The sequence below is a fragment of the Homoserinibacter sp. GY 40078 genome (assembly GCF_008017545.1).
In the GTDB taxonomy this organism is placed as follows: Bacteria; Actinomycetota; Actinomycetes; order Actinomycetales; family Microbacteriaceae; genus Homoserinibacter.
The window spans coordinates 1702079-1726757 of sequence record NZ_VRTZ01000001.1; the positions used below are offsets into that span (position 1 = coordinate 1702079).

General features: G+C 70.1%; 26 protein-coding genes. 24 read left to right on the forward strand and 2 right to left on the reverse strand.

Annotated elements, in window-relative coordinates:
- Positions 1-11 precede the first annotated feature (11 nt).
- From FVQ89_RS08210 to dapF, 11 genes are all read left to right on the forward strand, one after another.
- Positions 12-2762, forward strand: coding sequence for a DNA translocase FtsK (locus FVQ89_RS08210; RefSeq protein ID WP_147901330.1), 2751 nt, complete (start codon positions 12-14; stop codon positions 2760-2762).
- A 63-nt stretch (positions 2763-2825) separates the two neighbouring features.
- Positions 2826-3422 carry a CDP-diacylglycerol--glycerol-3-phosphate 3-phosphatidyltransferase gene (gene pgsA / locus FVQ89_RS08215; RefSeq protein WP_187264976.1) on the forward strand — a complete coding sequence of 199 codons (597 nt, stop codon included), beginning with the start codon at positions 2826-2828 and terminating at the stop codon, positions 3420-3422.
- Positions 3419-3937 carry a CinA family protein gene (locus FVQ89_RS08220; RefSeq protein ID WP_147901331.1) on the forward strand — a complete coding sequence of 173 codons (519 nt, stop codon included), beginning with the start codon at positions 3419-3421 and terminating at the stop codon, positions 3935-3937. Before pgsA ends, FVQ89_RS08220 begins: the two co-directional genes overlap by 4 nt.
- Positions 3938-4072: 135 nt before the next feature.
- Positions 4073-4381: a helix-turn-helix domain-containing protein gene (locus FVQ89_RS08225; protein ID WP_147901332.1), complete on the forward strand. Its 309-nt coding sequence runs from the start codon at positions 4073-4075 to the stop codon at positions 4379-4381.
- Positions 4382-4462: 81 nt separating this feature from the next.
- A complete protein-coding gene (locus FVQ89_RS08230) occupies positions 4463-4687 on the forward strand; it encodes a DUF3046 domain-containing protein (protein ID WP_187264954.1) in 225 nt (74 codons plus the stop codon).
- A gap of 255 nt (positions 4688-4942) precedes the next feature.
- Positions 4943-6022, forward strand: a complete 1080-nt coding sequence (gene recA, locus FVQ89_RS08235; protein WP_147901333.1) for a recombinase RecA — start codon at positions 4943-4945, stop codon at positions 6020-6022.
- Between the two features lie 8 nt (positions 6023-6030).
- On the forward strand, positions 6031-6750 hold the full coding sequence (locus FVQ89_RS08240) for a regulatory protein RecX (RefSeq protein WP_147901334.1): 720 nt from the start codon (positions 6031-6033) through the stop codon (positions 6748-6750).
- A 10-nt stretch (positions 6751-6760) separates the two neighbouring features.
- Positions 6761-7186, forward strand: coding sequence for a hypothetical protein (locus tag FVQ89_RS08245; protein WP_147901335.1), 426 nt, complete (start codon positions 6761-6763; stop codon positions 7184-7186).
- Between the two features lie 41 nt (positions 7187-7227).
- Entirely contained in the window at positions 7228-8739 is a 1512-nt protein-coding gene (miaB, locus tag FVQ89_RS08250) for a tRNA (N6-isopentenyl adenosine(37)-C2)-methylthiotransferase MiaB (protein WP_147901336.1), read from the forward strand.
- Complete coding sequence (gene miaA, locus FVQ89_RS08255; protein WP_147901337.1) at positions 8736-9668, forward strand: tRNA (adenosine(37)-N6)-dimethylallyltransferase MiaA; 933 nt, start codon at positions 8736-8738, stop codon at positions 9666-9668. Before miaB ends, miaA begins: the two co-directional genes overlap by 4 nt.
- 2 nt (positions 9669-9670) lie before the next feature.
- Complete coding sequence (gene dapF / locus FVQ89_RS08260; protein ID WP_370454459.1) at positions 9671-10540, forward strand: diaminopimelate epimerase; 870 nt, start codon at positions 9671-9673, stop codon at positions 10538-10540.
- Between the two features lie 10 nt (positions 10541-10550).
- On the opposite strand, the gene FVQ89_RS08265 is transcribed toward dapF, so the two are convergent.
- The gene (locus FVQ89_RS08265; RefSeq protein WP_147901339.1) at positions 10551-11198 is read right to left on the reverse strand and encodes a class I SAM-dependent methyltransferase; all 648 of its coding nucleotides are present in this window, start codon (positions 11196-11198) and stop codon (positions 10551-10553) included.
- Between the two features lie 42 nt (positions 11199-11240).
- On the opposite strand from FVQ89_RS08265, the gene hflX reads away from it, so the two are divergent.
- The 13 genes from hflX (at position 11241) to FVQ89_RS08330 (ending at position 23909) form a co-directional block, all read left to right on the forward strand.
- Positions 11241-12779, forward strand: coding sequence for a GTPase HflX (gene hflX / locus FVQ89_RS08270; RefSeq protein WP_147901340.1), 1539 nt, complete (start codon positions 11241-11243; stop codon positions 12777-12779).
- Positions 12780-12835: 56 nt separating this feature from the next.
- The gene (locus FVQ89_RS08275; RefSeq protein ID WP_147901341.1) at positions 12836-13573 is read left to right on the forward strand and encodes an alpha/beta fold hydrolase; all 738 of its coding nucleotides are present in this window, start codon (positions 12836-12838) and stop codon (positions 13571-13573) included.
- Positions 13574-13702: 129 nt separating this feature from the next.
- Positions 13703-14107, forward strand: a complete 405-nt coding sequence (locus FVQ89_RS08280; RefSeq protein WP_147901342.1) for a nuclear transport factor 2 family protein — start codon at positions 13703-13705, stop codon at positions 14105-14107.
- Positions 14108-14153: 46 nt separating this feature from the next.
- A complete protein-coding gene (locus FVQ89_RS08285) occupies positions 14154-15740 on the forward strand; it encodes an ABC transporter substrate-binding protein (RefSeq protein WP_187264955.1) in 1587 nt (528 codons plus the stop codon).
- Between the two features lie 73 nt (positions 15741-15813).
- On the forward strand, positions 15814-16821 hold the full coding sequence (locus FVQ89_RS08290; RefSeq protein WP_255513484.1) for an ABC transporter permease: 1008 nt from the start codon (positions 15814-15816) through the stop codon (positions 16819-16821).
- Complete coding sequence (locus FVQ89_RS08295; protein ID WP_255513485.1) at positions 16818-17723, forward strand: ABC transporter permease; 906 nt, start codon at positions 16818-16820, stop codon at positions 17721-17723. Before FVQ89_RS08290 ends, FVQ89_RS08295 begins: the two co-directional genes overlap by 4 nt.
- Position 17724: 1 nt before the next feature.
- Positions 17725-18510: an ABC transporter ATP-binding protein gene (locus FVQ89_RS08300; protein WP_147901345.1), complete on the forward strand. Its 786-nt coding sequence runs from the start codon at positions 17725-17727 to the stop codon at positions 18508-18510.
- Complete coding sequence (locus FVQ89_RS08305; protein WP_147901346.1) at positions 18507-19406, forward strand: ABC transporter ATP-binding protein; 900 nt, start codon at positions 18507-18509, stop codon at positions 19404-19406. Before FVQ89_RS08300 ends, FVQ89_RS08305 begins: the two co-directional genes overlap by 4 nt.
- On the forward strand, positions 19403-20641 hold the full coding sequence (locus tag FVQ89_RS08310; protein WP_222706056.1) for an amidohydrolase family protein: 1239 nt from the start codon (positions 19403-19405) through the stop codon (positions 20639-20641). Before FVQ89_RS08305 ends, FVQ89_RS08310 begins: the two co-directional genes overlap by 4 nt.
- Positions 20638-20970, forward strand: a complete 333-nt coding sequence (locus tag FVQ89_RS08315; RefSeq protein ID WP_147901347.1) for a TIGR04076 family protein — start codon at positions 20638-20640, stop codon at positions 20968-20970. Before FVQ89_RS08310 ends, FVQ89_RS08315 begins: the two co-directional genes overlap by 4 nt.
- A complete protein-coding gene (locus tag FVQ89_RS08320; protein ID WP_147901348.1) occupies positions 20967-21974 on the forward strand; it encodes an LLM class flavin-dependent oxidoreductase in 1008 nt (335 codons plus the stop codon). Before FVQ89_RS08315 ends, FVQ89_RS08320 begins: the two co-directional genes overlap by 4 nt.
- Position 21975: 1 nt before the next feature.
- The gene (locus tag FVQ89_RS08325) at positions 21976-23208 is read left to right on the forward strand and encodes a Xaa-Pro peptidase family protein (protein WP_147901349.1); all 1233 of its coding nucleotides are present in this window, start codon (positions 21976-21978) and stop codon (positions 23206-23208) included.
- Positions 23209-23303: 95 nt separating this feature from the next.
- Positions 23304-23909 carry an Lrp/AsnC family transcriptional regulator gene (locus FVQ89_RS08330; RefSeq protein WP_147901350.1) on the forward strand — a complete coding sequence of 202 codons (606 nt, stop codon included), beginning with the start codon at positions 23304-23306 and terminating at the stop codon, positions 23907-23909.
- Positions 23910-23915: 6 nt separating this feature from the next.
- Here the strand turns inward: FVQ89_RS08330 and FVQ89_RS08335 are convergent, their stop codons facing one another.
- The gene (locus tag FVQ89_RS08335) at positions 23916-24659 is read right to left on the reverse strand and encodes an HpcH/HpaI aldolase/citrate lyase family protein (RefSeq protein WP_147901351.1); all 744 of its coding nucleotides are present in this window, start codon (positions 24657-24659) and stop codon (positions 23916-23918) included.
- Positions 24660-24679 lie beyond the last annotated feature (20 nt).

Consider the following 24679-nt stretch of genomic DNA (forward strand, 5'->3'; position numbering starts at 1 on the left):
AGCGTGATCGCATGGCCACGAGCACCCGGTCGACGTCCTCGCGCGCCCGCACGGGCACGTCCTCGCGCGGCTCTTCGTCGCGCGGTCCTCAGGGCACTCGCAAACTGCCCGCGAAGCGCGCACCCGAGCCCAGCCACGGCATCCTCACGGCCGCGTGGCTCGGGATGGCGCACGCCGTGGGCGCCGGGGCGCGGCTCTTCGGCAAGGAGGACCTCGCCAAGGACGAGCGCCGAGACGGCGTGCCGTTCCTGTTCTTCGTGCTCGCGATCGCAACAGCCGTCGTCGAATGGTTCGCCCCCGGCAACGACGTCGCCCGTGCCCTCGACATCTTCGGCTTCGGGGGGCTCGTGGGGCGCGTCGCCTTCGCGCTCCCCGTGATCCTCGTCGTGCTGGCCGTATGGCTCTTCCGCCACCCGTCGAGCGTCCACGACAACGGCCGCATCGGCGTCGGGCTCGTGCTCCTGATCGGCAGCCTCGCAGCGCTCTGCCAGGTCTTCGGAGGCATGCCGGCCCCATCGGATGGCGCCGCAGCGCTCGCCGCCGGCGGAGGCATCGTCGGGTGGATCGTCACCTGGCCGCTCGCCGTCGTCGGTCTCGCGTGGCTCGCCGCACTCATCTCGGCGGCGCTGCTCGCGCTCTCGCTGTTCATCCTCACCAAGACTCCGCCGAACCGCATCGGCCATCGTCTCCGTGAGCTCTACGCATATCTCTTCGGCGCGGAGCTTCCGGAGCCGGCGGCGAAGCCGGCGAAGTCGGCGCGTGGCGGGAACGACACGACGACTGAATTCGGCACGCTCTCCGACCTCGGATTCGAGCCCGAAGATCCGGGGTCGATGCCGTGGTGGCGCCGTAACAAGCCCCGCGATGAGGGCGCCGCGTTCGACACCCCGGTGGTCGGCCGCGAGCTCGAGACCGAGATCATCGAACCCACGCCCGAGTTCGGAGTCGAGCTCCTCGAGGAGCTCGTCCGCGCCGAGGAGGCGGTCGAGCGCTTCACGGGCGAGGTCGAGACCGACGCGCGGGCGACCACGCTGCTCGATGACGCCCCGACGGGTGGAGGCACGCCGGGGGCCCCGGTCGAGCTGGACCTCGCTCCGGCGTCTCAGGCGGCACCGCCCACGTCGAAGCGGCCGTACCGCCTCCCGGCGGCCTCGGTGCTCGCGCCCGGCACCCCGCCGAAGGCGCGGACCGCGGCCAACGACGAGATCATCGCCGCGATCACGAACGTGCTCACGCAGTTCCAGGTCGATGCGAAGGTCACCGGGTTCACCCGCGGGCCGTCCGTCACGCGCTACGAGATCGAGCTCGGACCGGGTGTCAAGGTCGAGCGCGTCACGGCCCTCAGCCGCAACCTCTCGTACGCCGTCGCCTCGAACGAGGTCAACATCCTCTCGCCGATCCCGGGCAAGAGCGCGATCGGCGTCGAGATCCCCAACCGCGACCGCGAGATCGTGTCGCTCGGCGACGTTCTGCGATCCGGCCCCGCGTCCAAGAGCAACCACCCGCTCACGATCGGACTCGGCAAGGACGTCGAGGGCGGGTTCGTCGTCGCGAACCTCGCCAAGATGCCGCACCTTCTCGTCGCGGGCTCCACCGGCTCCGGCAAGTCGAGCTTCATCAACTCGATGATCACGAGTGTGCTCATGCGGGCGAAGCCCGCCGACGTGCGCATGGTGCTCGTCGACCCGAAGCGCGTGGAGCTCGCCGCGTACCAGGGTGTACCGCACCTCATCACCCCCATCATCACGAACCCCAAGAAGGCGGCCGAGGCGCTGCAGTGGGTCGTGAAGGAGATGGACATGCGCTACGACGACCTCGCGTCGTTCGGCTTCCGTCACATCGACGACTTCAACCGCGCCGTGCTCGCGGACGAGATCGTGCTCCCGGCGGGATCGGAGCGGGTGTTGCAGCCGTATCCGTATCTGCTCGTCGTCGTCGACGAGCTCGCCGATCTGATGATGGTCGCGCCTCGTGACGTCGAGGACTCGATCGTGCGCATCACCCAGCTCGCCCGCGCATCCGGCATCCACCTCGTGCTCGCGACGCAGCGGCCCTCGGTCGACGTCGTCACCGGCCTCATCAAGGCGAACGTGCCCAGCCGTCTGGCGTTCGCGGTGTCGAGCATGACCGACAGTCGCGTGATCCTCGATCAGCCGGGTGCCGACAAGCTCATCGGCCAGGGCGATGGCCTGTTCCTGCCGATGGGCGCCTCGAAGGCCATCCGGGTGCAGGGCGCGTGGGTCACCGAGGACGAGGTCCACGCGGTCGTCAAGCACGTGACGGATCAGGCGCGGCCCGAGTACCGCCAGGATGTGGCCGCGGTCGTCGAGAAGAAGGAGGTCGACGCCGACATCGGTGACGACCTCGAACTCCTGCTCGAGGCGGCGACTCTCGTCGTGAACACCCAGTTCGGCTCGACCTCGATGCTGCAGCGCAAGCTGCGTGTCGGGTTCGCGAAGGCCGGGCGTCTCATGGACCTGCTCGAGTCGCGCGAGATCGTCGGCCCCTCCGAGGGGTCGAAGGCCCGCGACGTCCTCGTGACGCCCGAGCAGCTGCCCGGTGTGCTCGCCCGTCTGCGCGGTGAGGAACCTCCCGGCGCCGCGGCGCCCGCCGCTCCCGGGCCGTCGTCCCCGGCGTCGAGCGCAGCGCCTGCGGGGTCGCCTACGGGGTCGCCCGACCCCGTCGACGCCCAGTTCGACGGCTATCCTGTCGAGGAGGGCTCCTCAGACGAGGACGCCTGGGGGCTGACCGGCAGGGAGTAGCGCGTGGCCGTCTCGGATCCGGCGCCCGAGGGCGCATCCGGCAAGAGCAGCCGCGTGAACCCCATGCGGGGTCGTGTTGTGAGCGCGGGGGAGACCCCCGCGAGCATGGGCAACATCGCGAACATCATCACCGTCGTGCGCATCCTGCTCGCGCCGGTCTTCGTGTGGCTCATGATCCTCGACGGCGGGGAGCTGGGCGTCTGGCGCTGGGTCGCCGCGGTGCTGTTCATCCTGTCGATCACGACGGACTCGGTGGACGGGTTCGTCGCCCGCAGCCGCAACCTCGTGACCGACTTCGGGAAGCTCGTCGACCCGATCGCCGACAAGATCCTCGTCGGTGCGGCCCTCGTCGCGCTCGCGGTGCTGGGTGAGCTGTGGCCGTGGGTGGCGATCGTGATCCTCGTGCGCGAGTTCGGCATCACGATCTTCCGCTTCCTCATGCTGCGCGACCACGTGATCCCCGCGGGATTCCTCGGCAAGGTCAAGACCGTCGTGCAGGCGGTGGCGGTGTCGTTCGCGCTCGTGCCGCTGTGGACGCTGCTCGGCGATTGGGTGCACGTGGTCAATGCGGTGCTCATGGGCGCAGCACTCGTGCTCACGGTCGTGAGCGGGGTCGAGTATCTCTGGAGTGCCTGGCGGGTGAGCAGGCAGCGCCGATGACGCGGCCGCTCGCGGAGCGCATCGTCGCGGAGCTGACGCGGCGCGGTGAGCACCTGGCCGTGGCCGAGTCGCTGACCGGCGGTATGCTCACGGCCGCGCTCGTCGATGTGCCGGGCGCTTCCGCCGTGCTCGTCGGGGGAGTGGTCGCCTACGCGACGCCTCTCAAGGCGAGTGTCCTCTACGTCGACGGCGCGCTGCTCGCCGAGCGCGGCGCCGTGGATCCGCAGGTGGCGAGGCAGATGGCGGCCGGAGCTCGGGAGCGCCTCGTGGTCGACGGTCGCGTGGCCGAGCACGGTGTCTCGACGACGGGCGTGGCGGGTCCCGAGTCGCAGGACGGCCATCCACCCGGCACGGTCTGGATCGGATACTCCTCTCAGATCGCGCAGGACGACCGCGGGCTCCTCGTCGTCGGAGACCGCGCCGCGGTTCGCGAGGCGGCGGTCGACGGCGCGCTCGAGCTGCTTGCGGACCACCTCGGGATCCCGCACGCGAACCCGCTCGAGCCCCGGGAATAATCCGCGGTTTCGATCTCGTTACATGTGGTGTCTTCACGGCGGGATCCAAGCCAGCAGGATTTAGAGTTTTTGCATCATCCGGGTAGCCTGAGCCCCCCGGAGCTCCGCCGGTCAGCAGAGAAGGAGGAACACATCATGGTTCTGGTTCGTCAGGAACTCGGTGACGTCCTCCGCGACGTACGTCTCCAGAAGGCGTTGACCCTGCGTCAGGTCGCGAGCCGCGCGAGCGTGGCCCTCGGGTATCTGAGCGAGGTGGAGCGTGGTCAGAAGGAGGCCAGCTCCGAGATCCTCGCCTCCGTCGCCGAGGCGCTCGACACCCCGGTCTCGACGATCATGCGCGAGGTCGGAGACCGGCTCGCGGTGATCGAGGGCATCAATACCGTGCCCGACACGCTGCCCGACGACCTCGTCGCGCAGTTCGATGCGGATCTCGCGGTCCGCTGACGTCCCGTCTTGCGACGCCCCGGCCGATGGTCGGGGCGTCGTCGTCTGCGGGGATCGTCCGGGCTCGTTAGCCTGAAGCGGATGAAGGCGAGCGAGTTCCAGCGGGCGGTCGAGGGCGAGTTCGGCGCGGGTTTCGGCCGTGTGCTCGTGCGCGACACCGTCCTGGTGGAGCTCGGCAACCGCACTCCCGCGGTCGCCCTCGCGGATGGCGTGCCCGCCGGGCGGGTGTGGCTGGCGCTGTGCCGCGCACAGGATGTGCCGCGTGAGCGCTGGCACGGGGTCGGTCTCGGCGATCCGCCGCAGTGATCCGCCGCGCGACACGCCGCGGATTGTTCGAACATCGGTTCGATTCTCGCTAGTCTCCTCCACAGGATCCGTCGAAGAAGAGTCGTCGACAGTTCCGCCTGTCACTCCGATGCGATGTCGGAGGTCGGGCGTAACGTCGGCCCTGTCCCACACGGAGACAGCCCTGTCGAAAGGGCGCAGGCCTGGCACCATCGGTCGGCGCAGGGACGACAGCCTATGGGCGCGCGGAACACGAAAAAGAAGGAGACCGGGCACATGCCTACACCTGCAGATCGCGAGAAGGCCCTCGAGACGGCCCTCGCCCAGATCGACCGTCAATTCGGCAAGGGAACCGTCATGCGGCTCGGGAGCGACGAGCGCGCCCCGGTCGCCGTCGTCCCCACGGGCTCCATCGCCCTCGATGTCGCTCTCGGCATCGGCGGTCTTCCTCGTGGCCGCATCGTCGAGATCTACGGACCGGAGTCCTCCGGTAAGACCACGCTCACGCTGCACGCGATCGCGAACGCGCAGCGGGCCGGCGGCATCGCGGCGTTCATCGACGCGGAGCACGCCCTCGACCCCGAGTACGCCAAGAAGCTCGGCGTCGACATCGACGCGCTGCTCGTGTCGCAGCCCGACACCGGTGAGCAGGCGCTCGAGATCGCCGACATGCTCGTGCGGTCGGGCTCGATCGACCTCATCGTCGTCGACTCGGTCGCCGCCCTCGTGCCGCGCGCCGAGATCGAGGGAGAGATGGGCGACAGCCACGTCGGCCTCCAGGCACGACTCATGTCGCAGGCTCTCCGCAAGCTCACGGGTGGTCTCAACCAGACGCAGACCACGATGATCTTCATCAACCAGCTGCGCGAGAAGGTGGGCGTGTTCTTCGGCAGCCCCGAGACCACCTCGGGCGGTAAGGCGCTCAAGTTCTACGCCTCGGTTCGGCTCGACATCCGCCGCATCGAGACCCTCAAGGACGGCACCGAGGCGGTGGGCAACCGCACCCGGGTCAAGGTCGTCAAGAACAAGATGGCGCCGCCCTTCAAGCAGGCGGAGTTCGACATCCTCTACGGCGTCGGCATCTCGCGTGAGGGCAGCCTCATCGACTACGGCGTCGAGCACGAGATCGTGCGCAAGTCGGGAGCCTGGTACACCTACGACGGCGACCAGCTCGGGCAGGGCAAGGAGAACGCGCGGTCGTTCCTCATCGAGCACCCCGAGATGGCCGACGAGATCGAGCAGAAGATCCTGACCAAGCTCGGCGTCGGCGTCGCGGCGAAGGTCGACGACGGACTCGGCGATAACGTCGAGTCCCTCGGCGACAAGCTCGCTGCACGCAAGGCCTCGGGGGAGTAGGTCGGATCATGACCGAGGGGACCGACGACCGGCTCGCGCCCGTCACCTACCTCTTCGGGGCCGCATCCGGCCCTGACGAGAGGGCGGTGCGCGCGTCGGTCCCCCGGTCGTCCGTCGAGGCGGCGGGCGCCGCACGGACCGACGCCCGGGCATCTGACTCCGGAGTGCCCGTCGGCGCGGCTGCGGCAGATGTCGCGCCGGAGTGGAACGACGCGTGGGGATCCGATGTCGAGATCGCCGTCGCCGATCTGGACGTCGAGCGCATCTCGATGAAGGCACTCGGGCGACGGCCGCTCTCCCGGCGCGAGCTGGAGCGCGTCTTGCGCGATCAGGGCGTGGACGACGATGCCATCGTCCGAGAGTCGGAGCGGCTCGTGCGCGTCGGGCTCCTCGACGACGAAGCGCTCGCCCAGACGCTCGTCGGCACCTTGCAAGAGCGCAAGGGGCTCGGGCGCAGCGCGATCGCCGCCGAGTTGGCGCGTCGCATGCTGGCTCCCAGTGCCATCGAGTACGCCCTCGAACTGATCGACACCGGCGACGAGCTCGCGCGGGCTCGCGAGGTCGGCCGCAAGCGTGCCGCCCAGCTCTCGAGCCTCGACCGCGACACGGCCGTCCGCCGTCTGAGCGGTTACCTCGCTCGGCGGGGATACTCGGGCAGCACGGTGCGATCCGTCGTGGATCAGCTTCTCCCCGCGCGGGGCGCGGGCACTGCGGTGCGGTTCCGATAACCTCCGACAGGTGAGCCTCCGATCCCTCGCCCGAACCGGTCGTGGGCTCCTGGCTGCCACGGTGCTGGTGGCGGCCCTCGCCGCGTGCACGACGCCCGCGCCTGTCGCGACGCCCACCGCCACCCCCGACCCGACAGCCACGTCGGCCCAGACCGACGAGCTCGTCGGAACGACCTGGGCGGGCGTCGACTCCGACGGAGATCGGTGGAGCATCGAGTTCCAGGCCGACGGGACGATCGGACTCGGCTACGCCGGGTCGACCTTCGACGACGACACCGACGTGTGGTCGCACGACGACGACACCGTCATGATGCGTATCGCCTTCGCCGACGGCGACCTCGTGATGCTCGGGCAGTACGAGGGTCTCGGCGAACCGATGCGGGCGACCGGCACCTTCGCCGACGGCGATTTCACGGTCGACCTCGAACTCCAGTGAGAGGGCGCCTCACGCCCTCCCCGACGTAGACTGTCGCCACCATGACGCTGCTCGACGCCGACTCCGGCACGACCGCCGGAACCGCCCCCCGCACCTACGAGGTGCGCACCTTCGGGTGCCAGATGAACGTGCACGACTCCGAACGCCTGAGCGGGTCGCTCGAGGCCGCCGGCTACGTCCGGGCGACAGACGGCGAAGCCGACATCGTCGTCATCAACACCTGCGCGGTCCGCGAGAACGCCGACAACAAGCTCTACGGAACCCTCGGACACCTGGCCAACAGCAAGCGTCAGCACGACGGCATGCAGATCGCCGTCGGCGGATGCCTCGCCCAGAAGGACAAGAACGTCATCCTCGAGAAGGCGCCCTGGGTCGACGTGGTATTCGGCACCCACAACATGGGATCCCTCCCGACGATGCTCGAGCGCGCCCGACACAACGGCGAAGCCCAGCTCGAGATCCTCGAATCTCTCGACGTGTTCCCCTCCACCCTTCCGACCAGACGCGACTCCACCTCATCCGGCTGGGTATCCATCTCGGTCGGATGCAACAACACCTGCACCTTCTGCATCGTGCCGTCACTGCGCGGCAAGGAGAAGGACCGCCGCCCGGGCGACATCCTCGCCGAGATCGAGGCGCTCGTCGCCGACGGCGCCATCGAGGTGACCCTCCTCGGCCAGAACGTCAACTCCTACGGAGTCGAGTTCGGCGACCGGCTCGCGTTCGGGAAGCTCCTGCGGGCGGCCGGATCGATCGACGGTCTCGAGCGCCTCCGGTTCACGAGTCCCCACCCGGCCGCCTTCACCGACGACGTCATCGAGGCGATGGCCGAGACCCCGGTCGTCATGCCGCAGCTCCACATGCCGCTGCAGTCGGGATCCGACCGGATTCTCCGCGCGATGCGACGCTCCTACCGATCCGAGCGGTTCCTCGGCATCCTCGACCGCGTCCGCACCCGTATCCCGCACGCCGCGATCTCGACCGACATCATCGTCGGATTCCCGGGCGAAACCGAAGAGGACTTCGCCGAGACGCTGCGCGTCGTGGAGCAGGCGCGATTCGCGTCGGCGTTCACCTTCCAATACTCCATCCGCCCGGGCACCCCCGCAGCGACCATGCCCGACCAGGTGCCGAAGGAAGTCGTGCAAGAGCGCTACGAGCGCCTCATCGAACTCCAGGAGCGCGTCTCAGGCGAGGAGGCCCAGCGGCTCGTGGGCACGAGGGTCGAGGTGCTCGTCGCGGCAGGTGAAGGCCGCCGCGACGACCGGACCAACCGCATCTCCGGTCGCGCCGAAGACAATCGCCTCGTGCACGTCGACGTTCCCGACGGGTCGGCGATACCGCGCCCCGGCGACATCGTGAGCGTCGAGGTCACTCGGGCGACCCCGCACTACCTGATCGCCGCGGCGTCGGGCACAGAGCTTCCCATCCGCCGCACGCGAGCGGGCGACGCGTGGGACCGTGCCGAGGCGGAGTCCTGCGCTGTCCCGACGCCCGAGACCGGCACGCGCGCCGTGAGCCTCGGCCTGCCGGGTCTGCGCCCGGTGGGGTGACCCGACTCGTCGCCGTCGTCGGTGCGACGGGTACAGGCAAATCGGAACTCGCGGTCGACCTCGCCGAGCGCCTCGGACGGGTGGGCGAGAGGGCCGAGATCGTCAACGCCGACGCCATGCAGCTGTACCGCGGCATGGACATCGGGACGGCCAAGCTCACGGTCGACGAGCGGCGCGGCATCCCGCACCTTCTGCTCGATGTGCTCGAGCCGTCCGAGGAGGCGAGCGTTGCGCGATACCAGATCGACGCCCGTGCGGTCATCGACGACATCCTCGGTCGAGGCGTCTGGCCGATCCTCGTCGGCGGATCCGGTCTCTACGTCGGCAGCGTGATCGACGACTTCCGCTTCCCCGGGACGGACGCCGGGATCCGCGCACGGCTCGAGGCCGAGCTCGAAGCAGAGGGACCCGGTATCCTTCACCGCCGCCTCAGCACGCTCGACCCGGAGGCGGCCGCCGCGATCGGGGCGCACAACGGGCGGCGGATCGTGCGCGCCCTCGAGGTCATCGAACTCACCGGCGAGCCCTTCGGTTCGGGCCTGCCGGAGTCGCGCAGCCGCTGGCGGCCCACCACCATCGTCGGGCTGCGTCTCGAGAGGCCCGTACTCATCGCGCGACTCGATGCCCGCGTCGAGCGGATGTGGCGGGCGGGCCTCCTCGCCGAGGTCGAGGGCTTGCGGCCCGCCGGCCTCGGGACGACGGCGAGCCGGGCGATCGGATACGCGCAGGCGCTCGCGCAGCTCGACGGTGCCCTCGACGAGGCGCAGGCGATCGCCGAGACTCAGGCACTCACCCGTCGCTATGCACGACGCCAGGTGTCCTGGTTCCGGCGCGATCCCGACACGGTCTGGCTCGACGCCGACGACCCGGAGCGGGCGGACGGGGCGTTCGGCGCGGTCCAGTCGGCCGCCGGTAGGCTTCCCGGGTGACAATCGAGATCGCCTTCACCAAGGGGCAGGGCACCGGCAACGACTTCGTCCTGTTCGCCGACCCCGATGGCGAGATCGAACTCGACGCAGATCAGCTGGCGGGCCTCGCCGACCGCCGCTTCGGGGTCGGCGGCGACGGCGTCATCCGCGCGGTCCGCTCGTCTCGGCTGCCCGAAGGGGCCGCGGCGCTCGCCGAGGATCCGGGTGCGGTGTGGTTCATGGATTACCACAACGCCGATGGCAGCCCGGCGGAGATGTGCGGGAACGGCATCCGGGTGTTCGGTGCGTTCCTGCTGGCAGAGGGTCTGCTCTCGCTGGAGGTCGGCGAGTCCATCCCGATCGGCACGCGCGGGGGTGTTCGCGACCTCACCCGCACGGTCGACGGCTTCGAGGTCGACCTCGGCCCCTTCGTGGTGGCGGGCGAGGCCATGGTCGCGGCCCGGCGCCTCGCGGTCGACCGTCCCGGCCTCGCGGTCGGGGTCGGCAATCCGCACGTCGTCGTCGCGCTCGCGGATGACGCCGAGCTGGACGCCCTCGATCTGTCGGACGCTCCCGTCGTCGAGCCCGCTCCGCCCGCGGGGGCGAACGTCGAATTCGTCGTCCCGTCGGATCCGCTCATCGCGGACGGCGTGGGTCGCATCCGGATGCGCGTGCACGAACGCGGCAGCGGAGAGACGCTGTCGTGCGGCACCGGCGCGGCCGCCGCGGCTCTCGCCACCCGCTCCTGGGCGGGCGAAGGCGCTCCGGATGCCTGGTCGGTGCAGGTCCCGGGCGGCGAGCTCGGTGTCCGCGTCGCAGACACGCCCGAGGGCCCGCATGTCTTGCTGAGCGGCCCGGCCGAGCTCGTCTACGACGGCGTTCTCGAACTCTGAGGCGGACGCCTCAGCCGATGATGTCGATCGGCGCGGTGAGATCCGTGCCCGAGCGGTGCCGGACGCGCAGTACCCGGTAGCCCTTGCCTGTCGTCGCGCGCGTTACGGTGAAGTCATCGGGGAGAGCACCCTGCAGCCACCGGTGGAGCGAGTCGGATCCGAGGTTGCGCTGCACGACGAGCCACGCGTCGGAGGCGAGATCCAGCCGCGGCAGCCAGTGCTCGAGCATCGCGTGCAGCTCGTTCTTACCCACCCGGATCGGCGGATTCGACCAGATCGTGCGGAAGCGTGTATCGGCGGGAACATCTTCGGGGTGGCAGGCGTTGATGTTGTCGAGGCCGAGGGATGCGGCGTTCCGGCGCACCATGTCGAGCGCCCTCTCGTTCACGTCGATGGCCCAGACGGTCGCGCGGGGCGACTCGAGGGCGAGCGTGAGTGCGATCGGGCCCCAGCCGCATCCGATGTCGAGCAGATCACCACCCGGCGGGGGAGCAGGCGTGCTGCCGAGCAGCACCTGCGTGCCGGTGTCGACGCGCTCGGGGCTGAAGATGCCGTTCGCGGTGGTCAGCTCGAGATCGCGTCCCGCGAGGCGCACGGAGATCGTCCGCAGCACCGGCTCACCCGCGGGAGTCGACGAGAAGTAATGCTCGGGCGACATGCACAGAACCTACCGAAAACGAGTGACTAGGGTTAACCGGACATGAGCGAGATCCGTCAGGACATCGAGGGCACGATCGGCGAGGACGCCGGTCGCGACGCTCTCGACCGCATCCTCGCCACCGAGGGCACGCACGCGGGAGTGCGTGTATTCGGCGGTCGAGCGACCGCTCTGCAGGATCATGTCACGGCAGCCGGCGGCGACGAGGATGGCGAGCAGTTCGACCGTGCCGAGCGCGCGGCACTCCGCCGCGTCGCAGGGCTCTCCACCGAGCTCGCGGATGTCACCGAGGTCGAATACCGGCAGGTGCGGCTCGAGAACGTTGTGCTGATCGGCGTGTACTCGCCGTCGGAATCGCTCGAGGACGCCGAGAACTCCCTGCGCGAGCTCGCCGCGCTCGCCGAGACGGCAGGCGCGGTCGTGCTCGATGGCGTACTGCAGCGGCGCCCGCATCCCGACCCTGCCACCTACCTGGGCCGGGGCAAGGTCGCCGAGCTCGCGGATATCGTGGCCGCGCTCGGCGCAGACACCGTCGTGGCGGACACCGAGCTCGCCCCCAGCCAGCGGCGTGCGCTGGAGGACGCCGTCAAGGTCAAGGTCATCGACCGCACGGCCGTGATCCTCGACATCTTCAGCCAGCACGCGAAGTCCCGCGAGGGCAAGGCGCAGGTCGAACTCGCGCAGCTCGAATATCTCCTTCCGCGTCTGCGTGGATGGGGTGAGTCGATGTCCCGTCAGGCCGGTGGCCAGGTGGGCGCCGGAAACGGCATGGGCTCGCGTGGTCCCGGTGAGACGAAGATCGAGCTCGATCGTCGGCGCATCCACTCTCGGATGGCGAAGCTGCGTCGCCAGATCCGCGGCTTCGCGCCCGCGCGTCAGGCCATGCGCGCCAACCGCGACCGCTTCGAAGTCCCCGCGGTCGCCATCGCGGGATACACGAACGCCGGCAAGTCGAGCATGCTCAACCGCATCACGCGCGCGGGGGTGCTCGTCGAGAACGCGCTGTTCGCGACCCTCGACCCCACCGTGCGTCGCAGCCGCACACCCGACGGCCGGATGTTCACGATCGCCGACACGGTCGGTTTCGTGCGCAACCTCCCGCACCAGCTGGTGGAGGCGTTCCGCTCGACGCTCGAAGAGGTCGCCGCATCTGATCTCGTGCTGCACGTCGTCGATGCCAGCCACCCGGATCCGTCGCAGCAGATCGCGACCGTGCGCGACGTCCTCGGCGATGCGGGCGCGCGCGACGTGCCCGAGCTCATCGTGTTCACCAAGGCGGACCTCGCCGACGCCGACCGTCGCATCCTCCTGCGGGGCCTCGAGCCCGACTCTGTGTTCGTCTCCGCGCGCACCGGCGAGGGGGTCGAGGAGCTTCTCGAGGAGATCGGGCGTCGTCTTCCTCAGCCCGATGTCGAGCTCGACATCGTGATCCCCTACGAGCGCGGCGACCTCGTCTCGCTCGCTCACGACCGCGCGCACGTGCTCGCGACGAGCTACGAGGAGACCGGCACCCGCATCCGTGTGCAGGCGAGCGAGGCCGTGGCGCACCTGCTCGAGGATGGCGCGCGCGCCGAGGCCTGAGCGCTTGCCCAGGTGGGGCTGAGCACGTGCTCAGCCTCGAGTCGTACGGTCGTCGCGTGCAGCTGGCGGTTCACGAGTTCGGTGCGGGGGAGCAGACCGCGATCCTCATCCACGGCATCATGTCGGATCACCGCGCCTGGGACCGCGTGACGGCGGAGCTCGTCGACCGCGGCTTCCGGGTGCTGGCCGTCGACCTCGCTGGACACGGTCGCAGTCCGCGTGCGCGTCGCTACAGCCCACGCGCGTGGGCCGACGACGTCGTCGAGACCGTGGAGCCGCTCCTGCGGAAGCCGCCGGCGCTCGTCATGGGGCACTCGCTCGGCGGGCTCGTGGCATCGCTCGCCGCGGACCGGCTCGCGCCGCGCGCGGCCATCTACGTGGACCCTGCGTTCGCCTTCCCGCGGGGCGTGCGCGGTTTGGCCTTCAAGCTCGCCTTCGCGCTCGCGCCGCGTCCTCGGCGCTCGGCGCTCGTGCGCTGGAATCCGCGGTGGAGTCCGGCGGATGTCGAGAATGAGCTCGCGGCGGTGCGCGAGTGGGACAAGCGGACGATCCTCGGTTTCGCCGACACGCGTCCGGTCGTGCCTCCGCTGCGTCTCGCGGCACCGAGCCTCGTCGTGCTGGCGGAGCGGAGCTTGCTCATCACGGATGCGGCGGCCTCCTCGCTGCGCCGCCTCGGGATGACCGTCGAGACGCTCGCCGGCGCCGGTCATTCCGTCTTCCGCGACGATCTTCAGGGATTCATGCACGTCGTCGAAGGATGGCTCGCGCGGCACGGGGTTGCGTCCGTGCGTTGATCAAACGTAAAGATTGCACCCCCTGCTCAAGATCGTTTACACACTTGAAACAGCGTTTGACTTTTCGTTAGCAAGCTGTCGGGGTAGATTTCTGGTCATCGACCACGCTCGAAAGGCTGCCCCCACGAGATGACCGACCCGACCCACCCGGACGCCCAGGCGATCTGGAGCGCCGTGCGCGACATGTACGACGCCTACCTCGATGGCGATCGTGAGCGCTCGAACTCCCACATCGCGCCGGACGTCACTCTCTGGGACACAGCTCACGAACCGCTCGTCTCCACGCGAGACGGGCTCGACGCGCTCCGTGACACCCGCCCCGAACCCGACCCGGCGACCCGGGTCGTCGCGATCGAGACGGGCGATCCGGTCATCGACGTCTGGGGCGACATCGCTCTCGTGCGGCACACCTTCGAGGTCGTCTTCGCATCGGAAGAGCTGCCCCGTGAGCGCGTGCGCAACACGGGCGTGTGGCATCGACGCGATGGTCGCTGGCTCGTCGTACACAACCACGAAGACGTTCTCCCCTCCTGAATCCCACCCGCACCACACCGCATCGCATCCTGAAAGGACACACGCTGTGAAGTCATCCACCCGTATCGGGGGCCTTGTCGCCCTCGCCACCGGTGTCGCGCTCGTCGCGGTCGGCTGCTCGGCTCCCGCCGAAGAGTCGCCCGACTCGCCCGACACGCTCGTGATCGACAAGTCGTTCGACCTCGTGACGGCCGACCCGGCCCGCATGTTCGAGACGACGGGCGGCATCGTGCTGCACGCCGTGTACGACAGCCTCCTCACCTTTGCCGACGGCAACGCCGAGGAGCCGCTCCCGAGCGTCGCCGAGTCGTGGGAGGTGAACGACGACGCCACGGTCTACACCTTCAACCTCCGTGACGGCATCGTGTTCTCCGACGGCAGCCCGCTCACCTCCGACGACGTCGTGTTCTCGCTCGACCGCGTGAAGAACATCCAGGGAAACGGCTCGTTCCTCATGGCCGGCCTGAGCGTCGAGGCGCCTGACGAGGACACGGTGGTCATCACCTCCGAGGCTCCGAACACCGCCGTGCCGGCGATCCTCACGAGCGCCACGCTCGGGATCGTCAACAAGGACGTCGTCGAGGAGAACGGCGGCACCGACGCCGAGGACGCGATCGACACCGACACCGCGGAGGAGTACCTGAACTCCGCGTCGGCCGGTTCCGGTCCGTACACGATCGAGTCGTTCGACACGACGACCGAGGTCGTGCTGGTCGCCAACCCGGAGTACTGGGGTGAGGCGCCCGAGTACGACCGCGTCGTGATCCGCAACGCCACGGCTGAGACGCAGCTGCAGGACATCCAGAGCGGTACCGCGCATGTCGCGCTCGACCTCGGATCCGACCAGCTCGGCGCACTCGAGGGCAACGACGAGATCATCACCAGCACCTCGAGCTCGCCGACGATCTTCTTCCTCTTCGCGAACGCGAACGTGGATGTCTCGGACGTGACCGCGACCGACGACTTCCGCGAGGCGATGAAGTACGGCCTGGATCGCGACGCCCTCCTCGAGCTCGCCGGAGACGGCGCGAGCGTGGCCTACGGCATCATCCCGAACACCTACCTGGGTGCGCTGGGTGAGGACGCCGCGGTGGAGCGCGACGTCGACCGTGCGTCGGCAGCAGTGGCGCGTCTCGGCGGAGACGTGACCGTCTCGCTCGAGTACCCGAACGACATCTCGGTCGCGGGCATCAACTTCGGGCCGGTCGCCGAGCGCATCGCCGCTCAGCTGGCCGAGGTCGGCATCACGGTCGAGCTCGCGCCCGGCCCGGTGGCGACGACGCTCGAGAACTACCGCAACGGCACCGAGGAGATGGGCCTCTGGCTCTGGAACCCGGACTACCCGGACTCGGCGGACTACCTGGCCTTCGGACCGGGCGAGATCGTCGGCCTCCGCGCAGGCTGGGCTGAGGGCAGCGATCCGGCACTCGAGTCGGTGATGGACCAGGTCTCGACCGAGACCGACGCCGCCACCCGTGAGACGCTGTATCAGGACTTCCAGAAGCTCGAGAACGAGGCGTCGGTCATCGTGCCGCTCTTCCAGCCGGCCGCGACCGTCGTCGCGACGACGGCCGTGGGCCAGGTCGACTTCGACCCGGTGTTCCAGCTGGATATCGCCGCGATCGGCAAGTGATCCGCGCGGTGCCGGGGAGGCCTGACCTCCCCGGCACCGCTCCTCCCGTTCAGAAAGGCCCCGAAGAATGCTGATGTTCGTCCTGCGTCGGCTGGGAGCATCCCTGCTCCTCGTGCTGGGGACGACGATCGTGGCGTTCCTTCTGACCTCCGTCCTTCCCGGTGACGCGCTGACTGCGCGTCTCGGAGAGCGAGCCGCGGCGAACGCCGAGCTCGTCGCGAAGCTGCGAGCCGAACTCGGGCTCGACAGGCCGATCTGGGAGCAGTTCTTCATCTACCTCGGCGGCCTGGTGCGCGGCGACCTCGGGTTGTCGTTGCAGAGCAATCGCCCCGTCACTGAGGACCTCGCGCAGTTCGGCCCCGCGTCGGCCGAACTCGCTCTTATGGCCACCGTCATCGCGCTCGTCGTCGGTGGGGGCCTCGGCATCGTGGCGGCACTGCGCAACAACACGTGGATCGACAACGTGCTGCGCGCGTTCAGCCTCGGCGGCGTCTCCGTGCCGCTGTTCTGGTTCGCGCTCGTCGCGACGTCGATCTTCTCCACAACACTGCGCTGGTTCCCGAGTTCCGGTCGCCTGGACGCCGGAGTCGCCGCGCCACCGCACGTCACCGGCTTCTTCACCATCGACGCGCTGCTCGCGGGCGATCTGCCGCTGTTCGGGCAGGCGTTCGAGCACCTGATCCTGCCGGCGCTCGTGCTCTCGGCGCCGATGGTCGGACTCCTCATGCGCTTCACCCGCGCGTCCGTGTTGGATGTGGTGGGGCAGGAGTACGTGCGCGCGGCGGAGGCGAAGGGCCTCGCCCCGCGCACCGTCGTCTTCGGGCATGTGCTGCGCGGTGCCCTCGTGCCGGTCATCACGATCGTCGGCACCGCGTTCGCGTCGCTTCTCGCGGGCACCGTGCTCGTCGAGCAGATCTTCGCCTGGCCGGGTATCGGCTCCTACGCCTACCGATCGGCCACCACCCTCGACCTCTCCGCGATCGTCGGAGTGACGATCTTCGTCGCGCTCGTCTACATCGTCGTGAACTTCGTGACCGACGTGCTCTACGGCGCCATCGACCCCCGGATCCGCCGCGCATGACCGCCACCGCACCGAACCCCGTCGACGAACTCGACCGCCGCCGCCGTTTCCGGATGCGCCGGGTGCGTCTCCCGCGCGCGTGGCGTCGCCCGCTCGCGGTCATCGGACTCGTCGTGGTCGCCTTCTGGGTGCTGGTTGTCATCTTCGGGCCGCTCATCGCCCCCTACGACCCGATCGCACAGGACTCGGCCCGCTACCTTCCGCCGTCGGCGGAGCACCTGTTCGGCACCGACGGAGTCGGGCGCGACGTGTTCTCGCGGGTGGTTTCCGGGGCCCGGATCTCGCTTCCGGTCGCCGTCGGGCTGGTGGCGCTGTCGCTCGCGATCGGCTCGACGGTCGGCGCGATCGCCGGGTATGCGGGCGGCGTCGTCGACGGCGTGCTCATGCGCATCGTCGACCTGTTCTTCTCGTTCCCCGCGATCGTGCTCGCGATGGCCGTCTCGGCGGCGCTCGGGCCGTCGCTTCTCAACGCGGTCGCCGCGATCGTGGTGGTCTCCTGGCCCGCCTACGCGCGCGTCACGAGGTCGCTCGTCCTCGGACTCCGCGACGCCAACTACATCCAGGCGTCGCGCCTGCTCGGCGCGTCCGCCGGTCGCGCGCTGCTGCGCGACATCGCTCCCAACGTGATCGGGCCGATCCTCGTGGTGGCGACTCTGGAGCTCGGCAACGCGATCCTGCTGCTGTCGGGGCTGAGCTTCCTGGGGCTGGGTGCCGTGCCGCCCACGCCCGAGTGGGGTGCGATGGTCGCCGACGGCGCCCGCGCGTTCTACAACTACTGGGTCGCGCTCTTCCCGGGGCTTGCGATCTTCAGCGTCGTGCTGGCCTTCAACTTCATCGGCGATGCGCTGCGCGACGCCCTCGATCCGCGTACCGAGCGGGCCGTCGGAAACGTGGAGGTGTGAGATGACCCCTCTGCTCGAAATCCGGGATCTTCGGATCCGGCTGGGCGATCGCGCCCTCGTCGATGGCGTCGACATCTCGGTGAACCCGGGAGAGATCGTGGGGCTCGCGGGCGAGAGCGGCAGCGGCAAGACATTGACCGCCCTCACCGCCCTCGGGTTCACACCGCCGGGATCGGCGGCGAGCGGCGAGGTGCTCTTCGAGGGGCGCAACACGCTCACGTTGCCGAAGTCGCAGCTGCGGGCCCTCCGCGGCGACCGGGTGGCGATGATCTTCCAGGACCCGATGACCTCGCTCCACCCGATGCTCACGATCGAGCGTCAGCTCACCGAGCACCAGCTCGCCCACCGCTCGCTCACCCGGCGCCAGGCGCGCGAACATGCGATCGAGCTCCTCGAACGTGTGCGGATCCCCGATCCGCACCGGGCGATCCGCTCCTACCCCCACCGGTTCTCGGGCGGTATGCGTCAGCGCATCGCGATTGCGAGCGCGCTCGCGTGCGAGCCGGATCTGGTGGTGGCCGACGAGGTCACGACGGCGCTCGACGTGACGGTTCAGGCGGGGATCCTGCGCCTCCTCGACGAGCTCTGCCGCGACACCGGCATGGCGATGCTCTTCATCACGCACGACCTCGCGGTCATGAACGTGCTCACCGAACGGCTCTACGTGATGCGCGAGGGGCGTGTGGTCGAGACCGGTGCCACGCGCGAGGTGCTCGCCGCACCGACCCACGAGTACACGCGGGCGCTCATCGAGGCGCTCCCGCAGACGGATACGGAGACCGCATGAGCACGCTTCTCGAGGTGGACGAGGCGGTCGTCGAGTACCGGGTGCCGGGTCGCCCGACAGTGCGTGCTGTGGACGGCGTCTCGCTCGGCGTCGCGCGCTCGGAGGTCGTCGGACTCGTCGGCGAGTCCGGCTGCGGCAAGAGTTCGCTCGGCCGCGCGATCGTGGGGCTCAATCCGCTCTCGTCCGGCGCGATCCGGCTCGATGGACGCGAGCTGCGCGCGCTCGGCCGACGCGCGCGATCCCGCGAGGACCGCGGGGTGCAGATGATCTTCCAGGATCCGTACTCCTCGCTCAATCCGCGACGGACGGTCGCGCGCCAGCTCGCCGATGCGATCCGCGCCGGCGGACGTCGGCCGACGCGCGACATCGTCGTGGGGCTGCTCGAGTCGGTCGGGCTTCCCGCATCCGCCGCGAGCCGCTTCCCCCACCAGTTCTCCGGCGGACAGCGCCAGCGCATCGCGATCGCCCGTGCTCTCGGTGTGGAGCCGAAGGTGATCGTCGCGGACGAGCCCGTTTCGGCACTCGACGCGTCCACCCGCGCACAGGTCGCCGCCCTCATCTCGGAAACCGCGACCGCACAGGGTGCCGGGGTACTGATGATCTCGCACGATCTCTCCGGTCTCCGCGTGATCGCCGACCGGATCGCGGTGATGTACTTCGGTCGCATCGTCGAGGTCGGCCCCACCGAGGCGGTGTGGGGCGCGCCCGCCCATCCCTACACGCGCACGCTCATCGGTGCGATCCCGCAGCTCGGGCGCGACGCGCCACTGCCCTCCGCGGCGCCTCCGCGGCCGATCGTCTCCCGGGCGGCCGATCCGGAGGGTGCGGAGCTCGTGGATATCGGCGGCGGTCACCTGGTCGCGGCTGAGGCGCTGCGGGAGGTGGAGGCGGCGTGAGCGTCGTGCGCAGCCTGCCGCGAACCGCCGACGGGGTGCTGGATCACGTGCGTCTCGTCGATCCGGTCGCGCGCCGGGTCGCACGCGACGTCGCCGTCGTCATCCGCGACGGCCGGATCGCGGGGGTCGAGTCCGCCGGGACCGACGCGGCGCCGGAGCTCCCGCGCACCGACCTCGGCGGCATGTATGTCATGCCCGGTCTCATCAACATGCATACCCACTTCAGCCTCTCCCTGCCGGGGGAGGCGGGTGCGCGCCTCGAGGCGATGGGACCCGGCGAGCTTTCGCTCTACATGGCCGACGGCGCGCGCCGAGCGCTCCTCAACGGGGTGACGACCGTCCGGTGCGTGGCCGAGAAGGGCCACCTCGACTTCGCACTGCGCCGTGCGATCGAGGCGGGTGAGGTGCTCGGCCCGCGCATCCTCACGGCCGGGCGTGCACTCGCCTGCACGGGCGGGCACGGGCACGCATCCGACGACACCGTCGAGTGCGACGGCCCGGTCGGGTTCGCCCAGGGGGTGCGCAGCCAGGTCAAGGCCGGAGCCGACCTCATCAAGCTCATGATCTCGGGCGGCATCGCGGGGGAGCACGAGCAGATCTCGACCGCGCAGCTCACCCGTGAGGAGATGGCCGCCGCCATCGAGACGGCGCACGCCTGGGGGCGCAAGGTCACCGCCCACGCGGGGCCCGCGCCCGTCATCGCCGACGCGGTGCGGCTCGGCATCGACTGCATCGAGCACGGATACCAGCTCACCGAGGAGGTCACGCGCCTCATGGCGAAGCGCGGGACCGCCCTCGTCCCGACGCTCGTCGTGACCCACGCGGAGGAGTTCTTCGCGGAGTTCGGAGTGCCGGAGTGGATGCGCAAGCGCTCCGCCCAGGCGGCCGTCCGCCACCTCGAGTCGTACCGTCTGGCTCTCGCGGCGGGGGTCGAGGTGCTGCTCGGAAGCGACATGCCCCCGTTCTGGCCCTTCGAGGGCACGACCGCCGTGGTCCGGGAGCTCGAGCACATGCATGCGGGAGGGCTCGACGCGTGGGGCGTGCTCCGCGCGGCGACCGACGGCCCTGCGCGCTGGCTGGGCCTCGAGGGGCAGGTGGGTAGCGTCGCCGTGGGGGCGCACGCCGACCTCATCGCGATGCCCGACGATCCGTCCGTCTCGCCGAGCGCGCTGCGCGAGCTGACGACTGTGATCGCGGGCGGGGTCGTCGTGCGCGACGAGCGGGGCGACCGATGACCCGGCACCCGGACGAGCCCGACATGCAGCTGTGGGACATCCGCCTCGTCGTCGACCGCATCGAGGGTCGCTCGGTCTGCGGGATGGCAGTGGGCGACAGCTGCGAGGTGGTCGACTCGAGCCGCCTCGTGCTGCCCGAGGGCGGCCACTTCTGCATCTACGCGCTGCAGGCGGCGCTTCCCCTGATCCCCGCGAAGCAGCGTGACCTGCCCGCGAACGACTGGCTGGAGCGCGACACCGAGGTGGCGTGCCCCGACCCGGAGGAGCGCCTCGTGATGCGCATCGAGCGCACACGCCGGGTCGGCCTCCGCTCGGAGGATCTGACGTGAGCGTGCCGGTGAGTCTCGGGCTGCAGACCGACAAGGCGCCGGGTCGGTACGCCGAGCTCGCCCGCCTCGCGGAGGGACTCGGCTTCGACGGTGTCAGCGTCTTCTCCGACCTCTTCTACCAGCCCGCGATCGTGGCGCTGCTCGAGATGGCCGACGCGACCGAGCGCATCCGCCTCGGCTGCGCCTGCTGGAATCCGTTCCTCATCCATCCCGTGGAGATCGCGGGGATGCAGGCGGCACTCGACGCGCGCAGCGGCGGCCGGGCCTACCTCGGCCTCGCGCGGGGTTCGTGGCTCGAGTCGGTGGGGGTGCGACCCGAGCGACCGCTGCCCGCCCTTCGCGAGGCGATCGGGGTGATCCGTGCGCTCTGGGACGGCGACCGGTCGGGTGTCGAGGGGCGCACCTTCCGCCTCGATCCGGGCGTGGGGTTCGCAGCACCGCAGGAGCACGGTCCGCTCGAGCTGCTCGTCGGCAGCTGGGGGCCCCGGGGAGCCGCGCTCGCGGGCGAGCTCGCGGACGAGATCAAGCTCGGCGGATGCGCGAATCCCGCCATGATCGAGGTCACACGGGAGCGGATGGCCGCCGGCCTCGAGCTCGCCGGACGCCCCGCAGACGACGTCGGTGTCGTGCTCGGGGCGGTGACCGTGATCGACCGTGATCGCGACGTGGCTCGTGCGTACGCGCGCCGCCAGGTGGCGATGTACGTCGATGTCGTCGCCGAGCTCGACCCGACGGTCGAGCTTCCGAAGGGCATGCTCGACCACGTGCGCGCCGAGCTCCGCGCGGGCGATGCGGATGCCGCGGGCAAGTGGATCCCCGATGACGTGCTCGAGCTCTTCGCGTTCTCCGGGGATCCCGACGACATCGCCGCGCACGCCGCCCGGCTGATCGAGGCCGGAGTCGACCGCATCGAGTTCGGAACACCGCACGGCATCGACGAGATCGCCGGGATCGAACTGCTGGGCCGGGCGGTGCTGCCCGAGCTACCCGAGAGGAGCACCTGACGTGACGACCGTTCAGCCGACCGCCGACCCCCTCGTCGCCCCCTTCGACTTCGCCGCGCGCCGCGCGCGGCTGTGGGAGGCGCTCGACGAGCGCGGAGTCGACGTGCTCTTCCTCCCTGCCGACCAGAGCGACTTCGAGTGGGTCACCGGCGTGCCCCGTCGCGCGCCCAGCTTCGGCAACATCGCGTACACGAACCACTGGATCTCAGGCGCCTTCGTCGCCCCGGGCGAGATGCCGCTGTTCGTGCTGACCCGCCACTTCCAGGAGTTCGACCTGCCGGACGGCGTGGACGGCGAGGTCGTGACGGCGATCGAGACCGACGACGGGCGCGAGGTGTTCCGGTCGGCGTTCGACCAGTACCGCAGCAGGCGCGTGGCCGTCTCCGGACCGCCGCGCGCCGAGGCGTGCGAGCACGAAGGCGGCGCGGGTGAGCGCATCGCGGTCACCGGGCGCACCTGGTCCGAGGTCGTCGTCGAGCTGCGCGCGCACCGACCGGAGGCCGATCTCGTCATCGCCGACGACATCCTCTCGGGCCTTCGTGCGATCAAGGATCCGCAGGAGATCGCGCTCATGCGCGCCTCTGCGGCGGTCGTCGACCGCGTGATGGCGGAGGTCGCGCCCCATGTCGTGCCGGGCATCACCGAGATCGAGCTCGCGAGCGAGGTCGATCTGCAGATGCGGCGGCACGGGTCGTCCGGGGCCTCCTTCGACACCGGAGTGTGGGGGATGGGTCCGGCTCTCACCCGCGACGCCTCCGTACGGGTGAGCACCGACGCGCTCGCGGCAGGAACCGGCGTGAGCTTCGACTTCGGCGCGATCACGCGCGGATACTGCAGCGACTTCGGGCGCACCGTGCACATCGGCGATCCGTCGGAGGAGTACGAGCGGGTGCATGAGGTCGTGATGGCCGCTCAGGAGGCCGGGCGCCGCACGGCCGTCCCCGGGGCGACCGGCGGCGATGTGCATCGCGCCGCGCGCGAGGTGATCGATGACGCCGGCTACGGCGACTGGTTCCGCCACCGGGTGGGCCACTGCATCGGCCTCGACGTGCACGAGCTGCCGTTCCTGTCGGCCGAGGACGAGACGCCGCTCGCGCCGGGGATGCTCTTCACGATCGAGCCGAGCGTGTTCTGGCCGGGTCGCGTTGGCGTGCGCGTCGAGGACGTCTTCCTCATGACCGAATCGGGCGCCGTCTCGATCAACGACCACCACCGCGACCTGATCGCGAACTGACCGGCGGCGTCGATGAGATCGATGAGATCGCTGACATCGCAGGACCTGACCCCTATGCTCGTGGCGTTACCGCGCCCGACGGAAGGAGCCGCCCGATGAGCCCAGCCTCTGCTGAGGGCCCGGACTCGCAGCAGCCCCACTCGCCGATGTCGGCGATGACCCGAGAGGTGCTGCCGTCGACCCCGACCGTCGAACTCGACGAGATCGACCTGCGACTGCTGGGGCTGCTGCTCGCCGATCCGCGTGTGTCGCAGCGTCAACTCGCGCGCGAGGTGGGCATGTCGCCGCCTGCCGTGGGGGAGCGCATCGCCCGGCTCGAACGCCAGGGGCTCGTGCGCGGATACACGGCGATCGTCGACTGGTCGGCGCTCGGGTACCCGGGTCTCGTCTACATCCCGATGACCCTGACGACGGACGCGCAGGTACCGGATGTCGTGGGGCGTCTGCGCGACATCCCCGAGCTGACCGAGCTCGTGATCGTCACGGGAAGCTACGACCTCGTGGCCCGGTTCCGCATCCGCGATCACGCGCACCTGCAGCGTCTGCTGCTCGACCGCATCTGGCCTATTCGGGGCCTGCAGCGTATCGAGACCCTGCTCGGTCTCGGCGAACTCGTCGCCGAGCGTCCGGCGAACGAGGTCATCGGGCTGCCCGCACCCGAGACGTCGACCGAGGAACCGGCGACGCCCGAGGCCGTCTGAGCTGCCTCAGCCGTCGAGAGAGCGGCGCACCTCGTCGACCAGCTGCGTCGTCGCGGAGGCGATGAGGAAGGTGTCGACGGCGAGCGCGAGATGCGTGAAGCCGCGCTCGGCAAGAGCGGTCGCTGTCGCCGCGCTTCCCGCGAACGCTCCTGCACGGATGCCGTGCTCCCGGCACGCGGCCACGACCGTGTCGAGGGGGTTGCCCGCGGAGCGGTCGCCGAGCAGCTCGGGAAGTTCGATGCCGAGGGCGATCGAGAGGTCGAAGGGGCCGAGGAAGATCATGTCGACCCCGGCGGTCGCCGCGATCGCGTCGACGTTGCCGAGGCCGGTGCGGGTCTCGACCATGACGGCGCACTGGATGCGCGCGTCGACCTCGGTGGGCGACGCCGCAGCTCCCGCACCGTAGGCAGCACCCATCGGCCCCCACGAGCGCGTGCCCCGCGGGGGATAGCAGCACGCGCCGGCGGCGGCCGCAGCCTGGGCTTCGTCGTCGACCATCGGCACGATGACGCCCGCGGCGCCCGCATCGAGGGCGCGCCCGATGAGCCACGGCTCGTTCGCGGCGACCCGTACGTGCATCGGGTGGTTCGGGTGGGCGGCGCCCGCCAGCGCGAGCGACTCGACCATGCCCCGATCGTCGAAGAGACCGTGCTGCGCGTCGAGCACCGTCCAGTCGGCGTTCGTGCCGGCGAGAAGCGACGCAACGGGCGCGGAGTTGAGCATCGACCAGGCACCGAGCGAGACGGCCATGAGGTGCCCACCTCCCAATC

Coding starts and splice junctions, on each gene's coding strand:
- FVQ89_RS08225 (WP_147901332.1), top strand. CDS start 4,073: ATGGTTCTGGTTCGTCAGGAACTCGGTGACGTCCTCCGCGACGTACGT.
- FVQ89_RS08210 (WP_147901330.1), top strand. CDS start 12: ATGGCCACGAGCACCCGGTCGACGTCCTCGCGCGCCCGCACGGGCACG.
- hflX (WP_147901340.1), top strand. CDS start 11,241: ATGAGCGAGATCCGTCAGGACATCGAGGGCACGATCGGCGAGGACGCC.
- FVQ89_RS08220 (WP_147901331.1), top strand. CDS start 3,419: ATGACGCGGCCGCTCGCGGAGCGCATCGTCGCGGAGCTGACGCGGCGC.
- FVQ89_RS08230 (WP_187264954.1), top strand. CDS start 4,463: ATGAAGGCGAGCGAGTTCCAGCGGGCGGTCGAGGGCGAGTTCGGCGCG.
- FVQ89_RS08290 (WP_255513484.1), top strand. CDS start 15,814: ATGTTCGTCCTGCGTCGGCTGGGAGCATCCCTGCTCCTCGTGCTGGGG.
- FVQ89_RS08280 (WP_147901342.1), top strand. CDS start 13,703: ATGACCGACCCGACCCACCCGGACGCCCAGGCGATCTGGAGCGCCGTG.
- FVQ89_RS08265 (WP_147901339.1), bottom strand. CDS start 11,198: ATGTCGCCCGAGCATTACTTCTCGTCGACTCCCGCGGGTGAGCCGGTG.
- pgsA (WP_187264976.1), top strand. CDS start 2,826: ATGCGGGGTCGTGTTGTGAGCGCGGGGGAGACCCCCGCGAGCATGGGC.
- recA (WP_147901333.1), top strand. CDS start 4,943: ATGCCTACACCTGCAGATCGCGAGAAGGCCCTCGAGACGGCCCTCGCC.
- FVQ89_RS08305 (WP_147901346.1), top strand. CDS start 18,507: ATGAGCACGCTTCTCGAGGTGGACGAGGCGGTCGTCGAGTACCGGGTG.
- FVQ89_RS08330 (WP_147901350.1), top strand. CDS start 23,304: ATGAGCCCAGCCTCTGCTGAGGGCCCGGACTCGCAGCAGCCCCACTCG.
- miaB (WP_147901336.1), top strand. CDS start 7,228: ATGACGCTGCTCGACGCCGACTCCGGCACGACCGCCGGAACCGCCCCC.
- FVQ89_RS08295 (WP_255513485.1), top strand. CDS start 16,818: ATGACCGCCACCGCACCGAACCCCGTCGACGAACTCGACCGCCGCCGC.
- FVQ89_RS08335 (WP_147901351.1), bottom strand. CDS start 24,659: ATGGCCGTCTCGCTCGGTGCCTGGTCGATGCTCAACTCCGCGCCCGTT.
- FVQ89_RS08240 (WP_147901334.1), top strand. CDS start 6,031: ATGACCGAGGGGACCGACGACCGGCTCGCGCCCGTCACCTACCTCTTC.
- FVQ89_RS08315 (WP_147901347.1), top strand. CDS start 20,638: ATGACCCGGCACCCGGACGAGCCCGACATGCAGCTGTGGGACATCCGC.
- FVQ89_RS08300 (WP_147901345.1), top strand. CDS start 17,725: ATGACCCCTCTGCTCGAAATCCGGGATCTTCGGATCCGGCTGGGCGAT.